This is a genomic window from Leclercia sp. GLN_9 (genome assembly GCF_043105735.1).
Taxonomy (GTDB): domain Bacteria; phylum Pseudomonadota; class Gammaproteobacteria; order Enterobacterales; family Enterobacteriaceae; genus Enterobacter; species Enterobacter adecarboxylatus.
Genome location: NZ_JBICLV010000017.1, coordinates 612,663 through 627,015 on the forward strand (window position 1 = coordinate 612,663; position 14,353 = coordinate 627,015).

General features: G+C 54.4%; 15 protein-coding genes. 6 read left to right on the plus strand and 9 right to left on the minus strand.

Annotated elements, in window-relative coordinates:
- Positions 1-18 precede the first annotated feature (18 nt).
- Positions 19-609 (minus strand): GTP cyclohydrolase II, encoded by a 591-nt coding sequence (gene ribA / locus ACF8PE_RS13755; protein WP_032611178.1) that lies wholly within the window; start codon positions 607-609, stop codon positions 19-21.
- A gap of 197 nt (positions 610-806) precedes the next feature.
- Here ribA and pgpB point away from each other — a divergent pair, with 197 nt between their 5' ends.
- The 5 genes from pgpB to yciH all read left to right on the plus strand — a co-directional run bounded on the left by pgpB (position 807) and on the right by yciH (position 4,452).
- The gene (gene pgpB, locus ACF8PE_RS13760) at positions 807-1,571 is read left to right on the plus strand and encodes a phosphatidylglycerophosphatase B (protein ID WP_059307716.1); all 765 of its coding nucleotides are present in this window, start codon (positions 807-809) and stop codon (positions 1,569-1,571) included.
- Between the two features lie 151 nt (positions 1,572-1,722).
- The gene (locus ACF8PE_RS13765; protein WP_032611172.1) at positions 1,723-2,031 is read left to right on the plus strand and encodes a LapA family protein; all 309 of its coding nucleotides are present in this window, start codon (positions 1,723-1,725) and stop codon (positions 2,029-2,031) included.
- A 6-nt stretch (positions 2,032-2,037) separates the two neighbouring features.
- Positions 2,038-3,207 (plus strand): lipopolysaccharide assembly protein LapB, encoded by a 1,170-nt coding sequence (lapB, locus tag ACF8PE_RS13770; RefSeq protein ID WP_032611170.1) that lies wholly within the window; start codon positions 2,038-2,040, stop codon positions 3,205-3,207.
- A 181-nt stretch (positions 3,208-3,388) separates the two neighbouring features.
- Positions 3,389-4,126, plus strand: coding sequence for an orotidine-5'-phosphate decarboxylase (pyrF, locus tag ACF8PE_RS13775; RefSeq protein WP_392494980.1), 738 nt, complete (start codon positions 3,389-3,391; stop codon positions 4,124-4,126).
- Positions 4,126-4,452 carry a stress response translation initiation inhibitor YciH gene (gene yciH / locus ACF8PE_RS13780; RefSeq protein WP_032611165.1) on the plus strand — a complete coding sequence of 109 codons (327 nt, stop codon included), beginning with the start codon at positions 4,126-4,128 and terminating at the stop codon, positions 4,450-4,452. The genes pyrF and yciH overlap by 1 nt, the downstream gene beginning before the upstream one ends.
- A 113-nt stretch (positions 4,453-4,565) precedes the next feature.
- Here the strand turns inward: yciH and osmB are convergent, their stop codons facing one another.
- From osmB to ACF8PE_RS13795, 3 genes are all read right to left on the minus strand, one after another.
- A complete protein-coding gene (osmB, locus tag ACF8PE_RS13785; protein WP_392494981.1) occupies positions 4,566-4,784 on the minus strand; it encodes an osmotically-inducible lipoprotein OsmB in 219 nt (72 codons plus the stop codon).
- A gap of 261 nt (positions 4,785-5,045) precedes the next feature.
- Positions 5,046-5,801: a DNA-binding transcriptional regulator YciT gene (locus ACF8PE_RS13790; RefSeq protein ID WP_059307719.1), complete on the minus strand. Its 756-nt coding sequence runs from the start codon at positions 5,799-5,801 to the stop codon at positions 5,046-5,048.
- A gap of 68 nt (positions 5,802-5,869) precedes the next feature.
- Entirely contained in the window at positions 5,870-6,052 is a 183-nt protein-coding gene (locus tag ACF8PE_RS13795; protein ID WP_059307720.1) for a hypothetical protein, read from the minus strand.
- Between the two features lie 192 nt (positions 6,053-6,244).
- Here ACF8PE_RS13795 and ACF8PE_RS13800 point away from each other — a divergent pair, with 192 nt between their 5' ends.
- Positions 6,245-7,114 carry a crotonase/enoyl-CoA hydratase family protein gene (locus tag ACF8PE_RS13800; protein ID WP_032611157.1) on the plus strand — a complete coding sequence of 290 codons (870 nt, stop codon included), beginning with the start codon at positions 6,245-6,247 and terminating at the stop codon, positions 7,112-7,114.
- Here ACF8PE_RS13800 and pdeR read toward each other — a convergent pair.
- From pdeR to sapF, 5 genes are all read right to left on the minus strand, one after another.
- Entirely contained in the window at positions 7,111-9,102 is a 1,992-nt protein-coding gene (gene pdeR, locus ACF8PE_RS13805) for a cyclic di-GMP phosphodiesterase (protein ID WP_117385505.1), read from the minus strand. The two genes, ACF8PE_RS13800 and pdeR, sit on opposite strands and share 4 nt — an antisense overlap.
- Positions 9,103-9,424: 322 nt before the next feature.
- On the minus strand, positions 9,425-11,359 hold the full coding sequence (locus tag ACF8PE_RS13810) for an exoribonuclease II (protein ID WP_392494982.1): 1,935 nt from the start codon (positions 11,357-11,359) through the stop codon (positions 9,425-9,427).
- Between the two features lie 88 nt (positions 11,360-11,447).
- A complete protein-coding gene (locus tag ACF8PE_RS13815; RefSeq protein ID WP_392494983.1) occupies positions 11,448-12,455 on the minus strand; it encodes a CMD domain-containing protein in 1,008 nt (335 codons plus the stop codon).
- 179 nt (positions 12,456-12,634) lie between these two features.
- Positions 12,635-13,423, minus strand: coding sequence for an enoyl-ACP reductase FabI (gene fabI, locus ACF8PE_RS13820; RefSeq protein WP_032611146.1), 789 nt, complete (start codon positions 13,421-13,423; stop codon positions 12,635-12,637).
- Between the two features lie 123 nt (positions 13,424-13,546).
- Positions 13,547-14,353, minus strand: a complete 807-nt coding sequence (gene sapF, locus ACF8PE_RS13825; RefSeq protein ID WP_032611145.1) for a putrescine export ABC transporter ATP-binding protein SapF — start codon at positions 14,351-14,353, stop codon at positions 13,547-13,549.

Sequence of the window (14,353 nt, forward strand, 5' to 3'; positions counted from 1 at the left end):
GTAGCCGGGCTGTTATTGTTACTCGCTAAGCAGGTGCCCGAGCTTCGCCGCTTTGGTATCCAGATAATGTTCGTTGTTCGGGTTACGGCCCACGATCAGCGGCACACGTTCCACGATGTTGATCCCGGCTTCGGTGAGGATCTCGACTTTACGCGGATTATTAGTCAGCAGACGCACTTCATCCACGCCCAGCAGCTTGAACATATCGGCGCACAGGGTGAAATCACGCTCGTCGGCTGCAAAACCTAACTGGTGGTTGGCTTCTACGGTGTCGTACCCTTGATCCTGCAGGGCATAGGCGCGGATCTTATTCAGCAGGCCGATATTACGACCTTCCTGGCGGTGATACAGCAGGATGCCGCGGCCTTCTTCCGCGATATGCGACAGGGCGGCTTCCAGTTGAAAACCACAATCGCAGCGCAGGCTAAACAGGGCATCACCCGTCAAACACTCGGAATGAACACGAGCAAGTACCGGCGTCTGCCCGGAGGTGTCTCCGTACACTAACGCAACGTGATCCTGCCCGGTTGCCAGTTCTTCAAAACCCACCATCAGGAAATCGCCCCATGGGGTTGGCAGATTGGCTTCTGCCACACGTTTAAGCTGCATGTGATTCTCCAGAAAATGCTGACACGCCTTGTGTCTGTTGCCTGTTTGGCTGTCGGTATTGACTTATTTTGCCACAAGCTGCGCGGGTTCACCTAATCACCGCCAGCTTAACGAACGTTAAACGCACAATCCGACATTTTTACGCAGCCGTAATTTTTCGGTTATGATTGTGGGGCTTACCGAAAAAAGGAGATGACATGCTTTCTATTGCCCGCCGTACGGCGGTTGGCGCAGGGATATTACTCATTATGCCTGTGACTGTATGGATATCAGGCTGGCAGTGGGAGCCTGGCACAAATAGCGCCTGGCTGAAGGCATTGTTCTGGATCACGGAAACAGTCACCCAACCCTGGGGCATTATTACGCATGCGCTCTTGTGCGGTTGGTTTTTATGGTGCCTGCGTTTCCGCCTGCGGCCCGCCATCATGCTCTTTGCCATTCTCGCTGGCGTGATTCTGGTCGGCCAGGGGCTCAAATCCTGGGTGAAAGATCGGGTGCAGGAGCCGCGTCCATTTGTCGTCTGGCTGGAAAAAACTCACCATGTGCCGGTCGACGACTTCTACAATTTAAAGCGTAAAGAACGCGGTGAGCTGGTGAAAGAACAGCTTACTGAACAGCAGGCTGTCCCGACATTCTTACGTAAGCACTGGCAAAAAGAGACTGGCTTTGCCTTTCCGTCCGGGCACACGATGTTTGCCGCAAGCTGGGCATTGTTGGGGGTAGGGCTGCTGTGGCCGCGTCGGCGCACATTAACCATCGCCTTTCTGCTGGTGTGGGCGACGGGAGTCATGGGGAGCCGCCTGCTGCTCGGCATGCACTGGCCGCGGGACCTGGTGGTTGCCACTCTGATGTCATGGCTACTCATCACCTGCGCCACCTGGCTTGCTCAGCGCGTCTGCGGCCCACTCACGCCGCCGGTAGAAGAGAAGCGGGAAATAGCCGACAGAGACCAGGAAAGCTGACAGCGGTTGAAATTCTCATATTTAGTCGCACATCTAACCGTGGCGCGATGCTTTTTCCGTTTCGCGCCCGTCCTGAAAATGGTAGTTTATAAGGCTGACTACGCTATGTTGAACACTCTTTATTCGCTCAAACCACATAACGGGAAGTAATGTGAAATATTTACTCATTTTCTTACTGGTGCTGGCGATTTTTGTCATTTCCGTCACATTGGGTGCGCAAAACGATCAACAGGTAACCTTTAATTATCTGCTGGCGCAAGGCGAATATCGGATTTCCAGCCTGCTTGCGGTACTTTTTGCGGCAGGGTTTGCAATCGGCTGGCTCATTTGCGGCCTGTTCTGGCTGAAAGTGCGAGTATCGCTGGCGCGTGCCGAACGTAAAATTAAACGTCTTGAATACCAAATTGCGCCCCCGACCGACGTTCCGGTAAGTTCAGGTGTGCCGGTAGCGAAGGAATAATCGAAGATGCTGGAGTTGTTGTTTCTGCTTTTGCCTGTAGCCGCAGCCTATGGCTGGTATATGGGCCGCAGAAGTGCGCAACAAACAAAACAGGATGAAGCTAACCGCCTTTCACGCGACTATGTCGCCGGGGTTAACTTCCTTCTGAGCAACCAACAGGATAAAGCGGTAGACCTGTTCCTCGAGATGTTGAAAGAGGATACCGGGACCGTTGAGGCCCATCTTACTCTCGGTAATCTGTTCCGCTCCCGCGGTGAAGTTGACCGCGCCATCCGCATCCACCAGACCTTAATGGAAAGCGCCTCTTTAACCTATGAGCAGCGTCTGCTGGCTGTACAGCAACTTGGTCGCGACTACATGGCGGCAGGGTTGTACGATCGCGCCGAAGAGATGTTCAACCAGCTGGTGGACGAAACCGATTTCCGTATCAGCGCCCTGCAACAGCTTCTCCAGATTTATCAGGCTACCAGCGAATGGCAGAAAGCAATCGATGTTGCGGAACGCCTGGTGAAGCTGGGTAAAGACAAACAGCGTGTTGAAATCGCCCATTTCTATTGCGAGCTGGCTCTGCAGCAGATGGGCAATGAAGACATGGATAAAGCCATGGCGCTCCTCAGGAAGGGCGCAGCCGCCGATCGCAGCAGCGCGCGCGTCTCCATCATGATGGGCCGCGTTTACATGGCAAAAGGCGATTATCAGAAGGCGGTAGAGAGTCTGCTGCGGGTGATCGATCAGGATAAAGAGCTGGTCAGCGAAACCCTCGAGATGCTGCAAACCTGCTATCAGCAACTGGGTATGGTTGAAGAGTGGGTAGCCTTCCTGCGCCGCTGCGTGGAAGAGAATACCGGCGCTTATGCGGAGCTAATGCTGGCGGATGTCGTCCAGGATCACGAAGGCACTGACACGGCGCAGGTCTATATTACACGGCAGCTTCAGCGCCATCCCACCATGCGCGTCTTCCATAAGCTGATGGATTATCACCTGAACGATGCGGAGGAGGGGCGCGCTAAAGAGAGCCTGATGGTGCTGCGCGACATGGTTGGCGAACAGATCCGCAGTAAGCCGCGTTATCGCTGCCAGAAGTGTGGTTTCACCGCCTATACGCTCTACTGGCACTGTCCGTCGTGCCGCGCCTGGTCCACCATTAAGCCGATTCGCGGCCTGGATGGGCAGTAATTTTTAAAAAAACCTATTTTAGTTACAACATACTTATGGGTGTTTTTCGTTCTGGCCGGTGCACGCTGTGGCCTGGCAGGAATGGAAATGGAACCTGTTAATTTCAGCGATGCACAGGTAGAATGCACGCCGTTTAACATTCCCGCGCCGATGCGGCGCCCATCGACGAGAAGGTCAGGTCATGACGTCTGTAGCTCCCTCTTCTTTCCGCGCAGTTACTGAATCTCCTGTTGTTGTCGCCCTGGATTATAACAATCGCGATAACGCGCTTGCGTTCGTTGATCGTATTGACCCACGCGACTGCCGCCTGAAAATCGGCAAAGAGATGTTCACGCTGTTTGGTCCGCAAATCGTGCGTGATATGCAGCAGCGCGGCTTTGATGTCTTTCTGGATCTGAAATTCCACGATATTCCTAACACGACGGCCCATGCGGTCGCGGCGGCAGCCGAGCTGGGAGTGTGGATGGTGAACGTTCATGCCTCCGGAGGGGCAAGAATGATGACCGCAGCCCGTGAAGCCCTGCTGCCGTTTGGTAAAGACGCGCCATTACTGATTGCTGTCACCGTGCTGACCAGCATGGAAGCCAGCGACCTGCTGGATCTGGGGGTGACACTGTCACCCGCCGAACATGCTGAGCGTCTGGCACGCCTGACCCACAACTGCGGACTGGATGGCGTGGTTTGCTCTGCCCAGGAAGCGGTGCGTTTTAAAAACGCTATCGGGCAGGACTTTAAGCTGGTCACGCCAGGTATTCGTCCTCAGGGTAGCGATGCCGGCGATCAGCGCCGCATTATGACCCCGGAGCAGGCGCTGGCGGCGGGCGTGGACTATATGGTTATTGGTCGTCCGGTGACCCAGTCTGCGGATCCGGCGCAAACCCTGAAAGCCATCAACGCATCACTTCACAAGGGGGCGTAATGCGCGATACCAATAGTCGCCTGGTCTATTCGACCGATGCCGGGCGCATTGATGAACCAAAAGCGGTTGCTGAACGCCCGAAAGGCGACGGCATTGTACGCATTCAACGCCAGACCAGCGGGCGTAAAGGGAAGGGCGTATGCCTGGTGACCGGCATTGATGCCGATGATGCCACCCTGGCCTCGATTGCCGCAGAGCTGAAAAAAAAGTGCGGCTGCGGCGGGTCAGTTAAGGATGGCGTAATTGAAATCCAGGGCGATAAGCGGGATCTCATTAAATCCCTGCTGGAAGCGAAAGGAATGAAAGTGAAATTAGCGGGCGGCTGACGCTAAACAATAAAATAAGCCACGGCCGGAGCCGTGGCTTAATATTCTTATATTTTTATAAGACTATAAATAACAATGTCTTATAATTGACTGCGATGGCAATCGGTATTACTTTACTTACTTACCTCGTGACCGATAATCCCACCCACCGCGGCACCACCTAAGGTACCCAGGGCGCTACCATCAGTTAAGACAGAACCACCGATTGCGCCAGCACCAGCACCAATCGCTGTGTTACGAGTTTGTTTGCTCATGCCAGAGCATGCGCTCAGTGATAACGCCAGCGTGACAGCCAGCATAGCAGCGGATAATTTTTTGCTGTTAATTGACATAACTCATTCTCCTGAAATAGTGATCCATGGAAATGACTCTGCCTAAATAAGTGTAAAACTATTTAGCCCGTTTTCCATGAAACTGTTCGCGCAGGCGTTACGAAATCACGCAGGTGATAGTTACTTCCTGTTATATCGCTAACATTAATTTTACGTCTTTATCACTGATCCAACAGGTAAATAGTCTTAAAGGATGGTTCAGAATAATCTCAGAGCGAAAGGGCAGTAACACGCCCGACGAACCGGGCGCAGGGAGGGGGATCAGACAGGTTTTTTAACGATGTCGACGATCAGTCCGTCATGCTGCAATTTCTCACTGTGGACCGCTTTAATACCCTCGTCGGTAATTACCCGGCTAAAGCGGGAGGCAGGCCCCATAGTGTAGGGATGCACTGCGCCAAACTTGGTACTGTCGGTCAGCACAATCGTCTCGCCACCTTTCTCAAGCACCGCGTTCACCACATCCGAGCGCATCATGTCACGCCCGGTAAAACCGGTCTCCGGCTGCCAGCCATCAATGCCGATAAAGGCCTTGCTGAAATGAACCTGCTGAACATACTGGCGCGTAAGCGGACCCACCATGCTTTCGCTTTTTTTCTGATAAATGCCGCCCAACAAAATGACTTCACTGCGCGTCTCTTTCAGAAGATGAGCAATGTAGCTGCTCACCGTCACGATGGTGACTTCCTCTTTCTGCTCGGCCAGGGTACGTGCGAGCAGAGCGTTACAGCTGCCGTTCTCGATAAACACCGTTTCGCCGTTATTCACCAGGGAAGCGGCAAACTCCGCCAACTCACGTTTCAGGGCGTAGTTGTTCATCATGCGCGTTTCGACATCTTCGCTGTCCAGCGGCACGGCATAGCCATGCGCGCGGCGCAGATAACTCATTTTTTCCAGAAGATTGAGGTCCTGGCGGATAGTGACTTCAGACACGCCAGTGCTTTTAGCCAGATCAACGACGCTTACACGTCCTGTGTCGATCACCATCTGTAATATTATTTGTTGTCGGGAATTCATAGTATCCAAATTAAAACGGCGCAGCCGTTAGTTGAAAACTGACATAACTACGTGAGCTGCTGAGGTCTTTAAACTTCCCACGGCGATTTAGGCGGGACTTCATCGGTATCTTTCTGCGCACCCGCCTGAGCCAGTAATTCTGATTTTAATATTTCGAGATTACGCAGAGCAGAGTTCACATCACCTGCAACCAGAATATCCAGCACAGTATCAATACGTTGGGCAACTTTCAGTGCATCGATATCAGACATAACCTCATCCCTAAATGAAAAGTGAATAAATTCAATGATGCAGAAATTGAAGGCAAAAGAGAAGGGAAAAAGTGTGCAAACGAAAGTCCATTAATGGTAGTGATATTTTGATACTTCTTTATACAGGGGAGTTAGGTAGTGGATTAGTCTAATTCTGCGCGCAAGGCGCTTTTTTCTATGAGGAATTAGACTATGACAATTATCAATCAGGCTACCTGTAAACTGTTTACTGATTCTGCACGATTCACCCAGCTCGCAGGTTATTACGAAGAGGAAAGACGTACTGTGTGGATGATGCTGCGAGCACAGCCACGCCCTTGCTTCAATCATGCTTTGATTGAGGAGATCATGAACCTGTCCTGGCTGGTCAGGCAGTCCGGGTTTGACGTTGATTTTTGGGTGACCGGATCGCTGGTGCCGGATATGTACAACACCGGCGGTGATTTACGCTTCTTTGTTGACTGCATTGAGAATGGCCGTCGCGAAGCGCTACGGGCGTATGCCCGCGCCTGTGTGGACTGTGTTCATGCTGCGTCGCGAGGCTTCGATACCGGGGCGATCACCCTGTCGATGGTAGAAGGCAGTGCGCTTGGCGGTGGATTCGAAGCCGCGCTGGCGCACCACTTTTTACTGGCGCAGCGGGACGCGCGCTTAGGCTTTCCGGAGATCGCCTTTAATCTTTTCCCAGGCATGGGAGGCTACTCGCTGGTGGCGCGCCGTTCCGGCATGAAACTGGCCGAGGAGCTGATCTACAAAGGGGAGTCACACACGGCGGAATGGTATGAGCAGCAGGGGCTGGTGGATGTTCTGTTCGAACCCGGTCAGGGCTATGTGGCGACACGTACCTTTATCGACACGTTACAGCCTAAAATGAACGGTGTCAGAGCCATGCTGCGCGCCCGTCAGCGGGTCATGCAGTTGCCACGCAGTGAGTTAATGGACATCACGGAAGACTGGGTGGAGGCTGCATTCTGCCTGCAGCCGAAAGACGTAGCCTATATGCAGCGGCTGGTTCAGCTCCAGGACCGCCACACCGCATCAGGCCTGCGTAAAGCCAGCTAACGCGCATTGCGTGACTGATAACGTTTAAACCATCGCTCGAATGCGACAACGGGCATGGGCTTAGCAAAAAGAAAACCCTGTCGTTCGTTGACGCCATTCTTCGTCAGAAAGGCGTCTTCTTTAGCACTCTCTACCCCTTCCGCTATGACCTGCAAATTCAGCGCCTGGGCGACGGCAACAATCGCGCGCACCAGCGACTGCGAAACCGACTGCTTATGAATATCACGTACAAACGCCTGATCGAGCTTTATGGCATCGATGGGGAAGCGGGCCAGTTGCGACAGCGAGGAGTAACCGGTGCCAAAATCATCGAGATGGATCTGCGCCCCCAGCTTGCTGAACTGCTGAATTACCGATAGCGCCAGCTCTTCGTTCTCAATCAGGCAGCTTTCCGTCAGCTCCACATCAATCGGGCAGTACTCAAAATCAAGATCCTTCAGAGCCTGTTTCAGATCGCTGAAGATGGTCTGATCGGCCAGCTGGCGGGCCGAGACGTTAACGGCGACCCGCAGGTTAATACCTTTATCGCGCCATTTAGCGACCTGGCGCACCACATCAAGCATGACCCAGCGGCCCAGGGGCACGATAAGCCCGGACTCTTCGGCATAGGAGATAAATTCGAGCGGCGGGATCAGCCCGCGCTCCGGCGACTGCCAGCGAACCAGCGCTTCAAGGGTCTTGACCTCGCCGCGCCAGGTGATTTTTGGCTGATAGTGAATCACCAACTGGTCGTTATCCAGAGCCTTGCGCAGGTTGGTGTCCAGCCACAGGTATTCAAAAACACGCTGATTCATTTCTGGCGAAAAGACGCAGAACGTACCGCGCCCGTTCTCTTTGGCGGTGTACATGGCGGTGTCGGCATTGCGAATCACGCTTTCACGATCGGTCCCGTGCTGCGGGGCGAGAGAGATACCCAGCGAACAGCCGGTATAGACTTCGATTAAACCGATGCGGAAGGGCTGGCGCAGGCGGGTCAGGATCCGCGAGGCCATAGCCTCCAGCGCGCCCTGCGAGGTACCGGTTGCCAGCACGATAAACTCATCGCCGCCCAGACGAGCCAGAAGCTGGCCCTCTTCCAGACAGCTGAGGATCGCCAGCGCCACGGCCTGTAAAAGCTGATCGCCAAACATATGTCCGTAGGCGTCATTCACTTTTTTGAAATTATCGAGGTCAAGGTAGACCACACCCACCTGGCCCTCGCCACGCATGTCGATCGCAGCACTGATCAGATCGTGTATGGCATTGCGGTTTGGCAGGCCGGTGATGGTATCGGTATTGGCGAGCACCCGGAGTCGCTCCTGGGCGCGGCGCTCTTCAGTAATATCCGTCCCGGAACAGATAAGGAAAATTTCATTTTTGCCGCTGCCGCTGTGCACAAATTTATTGCGAAACAGGAACAGGCGCTGCCCTTTGCGCGTTTTGATCCAGCGTTCCACTTCATAGGAGCTACCGTCACGAAAAAAACCGCTGATGTTACGGCGGGAGGCGGCGGCTTCGCTACGGCTCATGAACAATTTGAAGACGTTCTGGCCGATAACTTCATGCTCTTTCATCCCGGTATACTCTTCGCTCAGACGATTAAAGCGTTGAATATTGCCGTGCCGGTCAAGGATGACAATGACTGAATTGGCTTCGGAAACCACCTGTTCAGCAAAAGATAAACCTTGCGCCAGGTCGCGGGCAACAGAAGGGGTGTCGTGCCAGGCAGAGGCGGTGCCGGCCCACTCTTTTTTAGTAATCTTGCGGCCCACCAGATGCACAGGTACTTCGGAGCCGTACAGGGAGAGCGTCATGGTAATGCTGGAGGTGATCACCGTCATCTGGCGAATATGATTTGCCTGTTCGTCGGTCAGGGCGACTACTTGCGTCGTATCTGCGCTTTCACTGGCCGCAAGATGAAGCGCATTGCTGTCTGCCGTTAACCGCCACCAGGGACTGTGGGTGCCCATGTAACGAAACAGCAAATTTTGCTCCACATCGTCAATCATGCTCTCTCCCAGGCGCACTCAATTGCACACAATGTGCATTTTCAGTCGGTTTAATCACGTTAAAACGGCGCTGATTCAAGGCTAAACTTATTGTTTTTTCCCAGTATTCTTATATTAGAACGAGAATGGCGAAAAAGGATACAGGCGAATGAATATTCTGAGAACACAAAATGGCGTGAACCTGCCCGTCGCAAATAATTGTGATCGCTTTTGGCAAATTTGGCAGGAAAAGATAAGTAAAAGTGATGAGTATCAGGTTTTAGAGGTAATAAAAAAGTCGGACCACCCGGTGGGGTGAATCCGACTTTTTCGCAGCGAACTATCAGACCGCAGGGCGGGCGATAACGCTGCGTGTTTCCATGCGGACTTCAGCGATAGTAACGTCGATAACCTCGGTCACCTTATAAGCCACTTCGCCTTTAATCTGAACAGTGCCGTTCTCCTGGCTACAGACCAGTTCATCACGCACGGCGTGCAGGAACGGTGCCGGAATAAATGCCACGGCGCCGTTATCCACCAGACGAACGCGCATACCGCCACGGCTGATATCGATGATTTCAGCCGCAAAACGGGTGTCAGTCCCGGCTTTGTCTTTCAGGAAGCGGGCATACAGCCAGTCACCCACATCGCGCTCCGCCATGCGGTTAAGACGACGACGCTCTGCCATCTGCACGGTGGTCTCGTCCTGCGGACGGGCGATGGTTTCACCTTTGATGATAGCCTTAAGCAGGCGGTGGTTCACCATATCGCCATACTTACGGATCGGTGATGTCCAGGTTGCATAAGCTTCCAGACCCAGACCAAAGTGCGGGCCAGGTTCGGTGCTGATCTCCGCGAAAGACTGGAAACGGCGAATGCGGCTGTCGAGGAAGCCAGATGGCTGTGCATCCAGCTCACGACGCAGCTTGCAGAAGCCGTTCAGCGTCAGCACTTCCTGCGGATCGACATGCACGTCGTGGGTCTTCAGCAGGGCAGCCAGCGCTTCGCTGTTTGCCGGATCAAAGCCGGTATGCACGTTATAAATACCGAAACCGAGCTGGTCGCGCAGCACGCGGGCCGCACAGATGTTGGCCGCAATCATTGACTCTTCAACGATGCGGTTAGCAATGCGACGCGGCTCAGCAACGATATTCAGCACTTCGCCTTTTTCACCGAGGATAAAGCGGTAGTCAGGGCGATCCTTGAACACCAGCGCATGGGTCTTACGCCACTCGCTGCGGCTCAGGCAGACGCGCTGCAACAGACGAATCTGTTCGGCAATGGCGTCGTTGGCAGGCTGCCAGGTACCGCTGTTTTCCAGCCAGTCAGAGACTTCGTCGTACACCAGCTTGGCTTTCGACTCGATGGTTGCGGCAAAGAACTCAATGTTCTCTTCGATAGTGCCATCGCTGGCGATGGTCATACGACAGGCGAGGACCGGACGCACGGCGTTGGCTCGCAGCGAGCATAAGTCATCAGACAGCTCGCGCGGCAGCATCGGAATGTTAAAGCCCGGCAGGTAGTTGGTGAAGGCGCGGATTTTAGCCGATTCATCCAGCGGGGTGCCTTCAGCAATCCAGGCCGTCGGATCGGCAATCGCCACGGTTAACAGCAGTTTGCCGTCAGCCTGCTCTTCCACATACAGCGCATCGTCCATATCTTCAGTGCTGGCACTGTCGATGGTCACAAAATTGAGCGCAGTGAGATCGCGACGCGTCAGACCTTCGTCCAGCATCTCTGTCGCCGCGCCTTCAGGCGCTTCTTTTTCCAGGTTATGGCGTGCCAGCGTGACCCACCATGGCACGAAATGATCGTCGCCAAATGTAATAAACTGGGTCAGTTCTGCATAAAAACCGCGGTCGCCCTTCAGAGGGTGACGGTGCATTTCAGCCACGGCCCAGTCACCTTCTTTGAAATCATGCGCGACACCGCGCTCGGCGCGGCAAGGAATGGCGTCTTTCAGCAGGGGATGGTCCGGGATGATGGACAGACGGTCATCTTTACGCAGGACCTTACCGACAAAACGGGTCAGGAAGGGTTCGATCAACGCTTCAGGCTCGGCGGATTCACGATCCTTTTCGCTATGGATCACAGCGGTAATACGATCGCCGTGCATCACTTTCTTCATCTGCGGAGGCGGAATGAAGTAGCTTTTCTGCGCATCGACTTCAAGGAAGCCAAAGCCTTTTTCCGTGGCTTTTACCACCCCTTCAGCACGTGGCGTCTGGGAATGCAGTTGCTGTTTAAGCTGCGCTAGCAGCGGGTTGTCCTGGAGCATAGTGATCTATTTTCGTAGCCATTGAGCGGCTGACAGTTTTACGCGAATCTCACTGCTACAGCAAGCGCTCTTTAGGTAATTAGTATGGTTATTCGCCTCTGCCAATGGCGATCTTCAGACGGTTCAACCAGCCGCAAAAAGCGCTCCAGGTCAGCAGGTTGATAGCCTGGGCCGGGGAAAGCCCCTCATCCGTTAACGGGGTAAATTGCGCGGCGCTGAACTGATCCGGGGAGCGCGCCAGTTGCTCTATCGCGCGTCTCACTGGCTCATCCAGGGCAGGCGATGTCTGTGCGGCATGGATCCCGCTGACCAGAATTTCACCTGTGTAATCGAGGATCGCCGGTTCATGACACAGCACCGGCGTGAGCTGCCGCAACAGCGGCTCAGCCTGCCAGCGTTCAAGCGATGCCAGCTGTTGTGCACTGGCATTGCATTGCTCAACGCCCGGGACAACTGGCTCCCAGGTGTCCATGTTCAGCACTTTATCGTCTATCAGAGCGTGCGGCGGGATGTGGTGCCCGGGCAGCCAGCGAACAGGATGCCCGAGAAGGGCCTGGAAGACCGCCACGACCCGCGCCTGAAAGCCAACAAAGCCGATAATCTGATTGATGGTCACAATGTCGTAGACCGTCAGGCCCACGTCATCCAGTTCCTGCTGTGCCTTGCTGTCGATCACATCGGGTGAGCTGGCAAGCTGGCGGGCATACTGAGTGATTTGGGCGAGGCGGCGATTACTTTCACGGGAGGAGTCAGGACCGGGGAGGGGGGCAAGTAGCGCGGCGTAGTGATTACAGAGCCGCTGCACGCCGCACACCTGTGCCACGGTCAGGGCCGTGCTGAACCGGTCATACGCGCTGAACGTGCGCAGGCGATTTACCGGCACGGCACGGGGGAAAAAGAGGTCGCACAGCGCCCTGGCCGGGGTTAACCAGCGCTCACAGGCTGCCAGCAGCGAGGCCGGTAAGGCGAGGTTCAACAAAAAACGATCCGCCACCTGTGCGGCTTCGGGAACCAAAGGCAGGACTTCCGTCGGGCTGCTACTGGACTGGGTCTCGTGATACCAGTGGCCTTTGCCAGAAATACGGCGTTGTTCCATGTGCATTCCTTGATCTCAACATAGCGATCAATATCCTGGCGTAAGGCGGATAAGCGGAAAAATATTGTTAGGTGATAACAAATAGCGGAACGGAATAACGAGGGGAAAAACAGCGGGAGAAACCCGACAGACAGGTGCTGCCGGGCACACCTTCCCGCCGGAGCGGGAAGGGCACGAACTTATTTGATTTCCAGCTCGTTCATTGCAGCGATGTTGAAACCGCCGTCAACGTGAACCACTTCGCCAGAGATGCCAGCAGAGAGGTCAGAGCACAGGAACGCTGCGGAGTTACCCACGTCTTCGATGGTAACGGTGCGACGGATTGGGGTAACGGCTTCGCAATGCGCCAGCATTTTACGGAAGTCTTTGATGCCGGAAGCGGCCAGGGTACGGATTGGACCCGCAGAGATACCGTTGACGCGCACGCCTTCAGGACCCATAGCGTTCGCCATGTAGCGCACGTTTGCTTCCAGAGAAGCTTTCGCCAGGCCCATCACGTTGTAGTTCGGGATGGCGCGCTCAGCACCCAGGTAGGACAGGGTGAGCAGAGCAGAACCTGGGTTCAGCATGCTGCGGCAGGCTTTCGCCATCGCCACAAAGCTGTAGGAGCTGATGTCGTGGGCAATTTTGAAGCCTTCACGGGTGACCGCGTTCACGTAGTCGCCATCCAGCTGATCGCCTGGTGCGAAACCGATGGAGTGAACGAAACCGTCAAATTTCGGCCAGGTTTTTGCCAGCTCAGCGAACATGCCGTCGATGCTTTCATCTTGCGCAACGTCGCATTCCAGAATGATGCTGGAATCCAGCTGCGCGGCAAACTCTTCTACGCGGCCTTTCAGCTTGTCGTTCTGGTAGGTGAATGCCAGCTCAGCGCCTTCGCGATGCATAGCCTGTGCGATGCCGTATGCGATGGACAGTTTGCTGGCAACGCCAGTCACCAGAATGCGCTTACCGGAAAGAAAACCCATAGCTCTAATCCTTATATTCATTGTTGTGGCGGCTGTCATCTGTTTGGACAACCGTCGTTAAAACGCGGCGATAATAGCATGTGTCGCGTACAGTGTTAATCCGACCACTCCATACGGGGCAGGTCAGCGGTCTTTTCGCCATGCATCGGCGGTTAAGGCTTCGCCAAAATGCCCGGCAATTAAACGTTTTGTCAGGTCGTGAAGCGGCGAGGCCAACACCGATGCGGTACTGCCGCGCTCCACTACCGAGCCTTCATGCATCACCATCACCTGATCGCTGATGTGCTTCATCATCCCCAGATGCTGGGTCACGTAGATATACGAGATACCCTGTTTCTCCTGCAACTCCAGCATCAGATTGATTAACTGTGAACGCATCGACATATCCAGCGAGGCCAGCGCTTCGTCAGCGATGATGACTTTTGGCCGCAGGATCAGCGCGCGGGCAAGGCCGAGACGCTGCTTTTGGCCGGGTGCCAGCATATGCGGATAATAGCTGACATGATCCGGCAGTAGCCCAACCATCCGCAGGGTCTCAATAATCTGCTTACGGCGCGCTTCAAACTCCAGATCGGTATTCAGACGCAGTGGAAAATCGAGGATCTGCGAGATACGCTGGCGCGGGTTCAGCGAGGTCGAGGGATCCTGAAAAATCATGCGGATCCGCTGACTGCGGAACGAGTAATCACCAAATTTCAGCAGATGGTCGTCAATCAGTACATCGCCATCAGAAGGTTCGATCATACCGGCCAGCATTTTTGCCAGCGTTGATTTCCCCGAACCGTTTTCGCCGATGATCGCCAGGGTCTGCTTTTCCCGCAGGGTAAAGCTCAGCGGCTTTACCGCTTCGACGGTCTGGCGGTGGAACAAACCGGTGCGATAGCGAAAGGTCTTACTCAGGTTGCGCACTTCCAGCAAGGTTTCGACCAT

What these genes read in the sequence shown, in the direction of transcription:
- ribA (WP_032611178.1), bottom strand. Translation starts at nt 609, where the DNA reads ATGCAGCTTAAACGTGTGGCAGAAGCCAATCTGCCAACCCCATGGGGC.
- pgpB (WP_059307716.1), top strand. Translation starts at nt 807, where the DNA reads ATGCTTTCTATTGCCCGCCGTACGGCGGTTGGCGCAGGGATATTACTC.
- lapB (WP_032611170.1), top strand. Translation starts at nt 2,038, where the DNA reads ATGCTGGAGTTGTTGTTTCTGCTTTTGCCTGTAGCCGCAGCCTATGGC.
- pyrF (WP_392494980.1), top strand. Translation starts at nt 3,389, where the DNA reads ATGACGTCTGTAGCTCCCTCTTCTTTCCGCGCAGTTACTGAATCTCCT.
- yciH (WP_032611165.1), top strand. Translation starts at nt 4,126, where the DNA reads ATGCGCGATACCAATAGTCGCCTGGTCTATTCGACCGATGCCGGGCGC.
- osmB (WP_392494981.1), bottom strand. Translation starts at nt 4,784, where the DNA reads ATGTCAATTAACAGCAAAAAATTATCCGCTGCTATGCTGGCTGTCACG.
- ACF8PE_RS13790 (WP_059307719.1), bottom strand. Translation starts at nt 5,801, where the DNA reads ATGAATTCCCGACAACAAATAATATTACAGATGGTGATCGACACAGGA.
- ACF8PE_RS13795 (WP_059307720.1), bottom strand. Translation starts at nt 6,052, where the DNA reads ATGTCTGATATCGATGCACTGAAAGTTGCCCAACGTATTGATACTGTG.
- ACF8PE_RS13800 (WP_032611157.1), top strand. Translation starts at nt 6,245, where the DNA reads ATGACAATTATCAATCAGGCTACCTGTAAACTGTTTACTGATTCTGCA.
- pdeR (WP_117385505.1), bottom strand. Translation starts at nt 9,102, where the DNA reads ATGATTGACGATGTGGAGCAAAATTTGCTGTTTCGTTACATGGGCACC.
- ACF8PE_RS13810 (WP_392494982.1), bottom strand. Translation starts at nt 11,359, where the DNA reads ATGCTCCAGGACAACCCGCTGCTAGCGCAGCTTAAACAGCAACTGCAT.
- ACF8PE_RS13815 (WP_392494983.1), bottom strand. Translation starts at nt 12,455, where the DNA reads ATGGAACAACGCCGTATTTCTGGCAAAGGCCACTGGTATCACGAGACC.
- fabI (WP_032611146.1), bottom strand. Translation starts at nt 13,423, where the DNA reads ATGGGTTTTCTTTCCGGTAAGCGCATTCTGGTGACTGGCGTTGCCAGC.
- sapF (WP_032611145.1), bottom strand. Translation starts at nt 14,353, where the DNA reads ATGGTCGAAACCTTGCTGGAAGTGCGCAACCTGAGTAAGACCTTTCGC.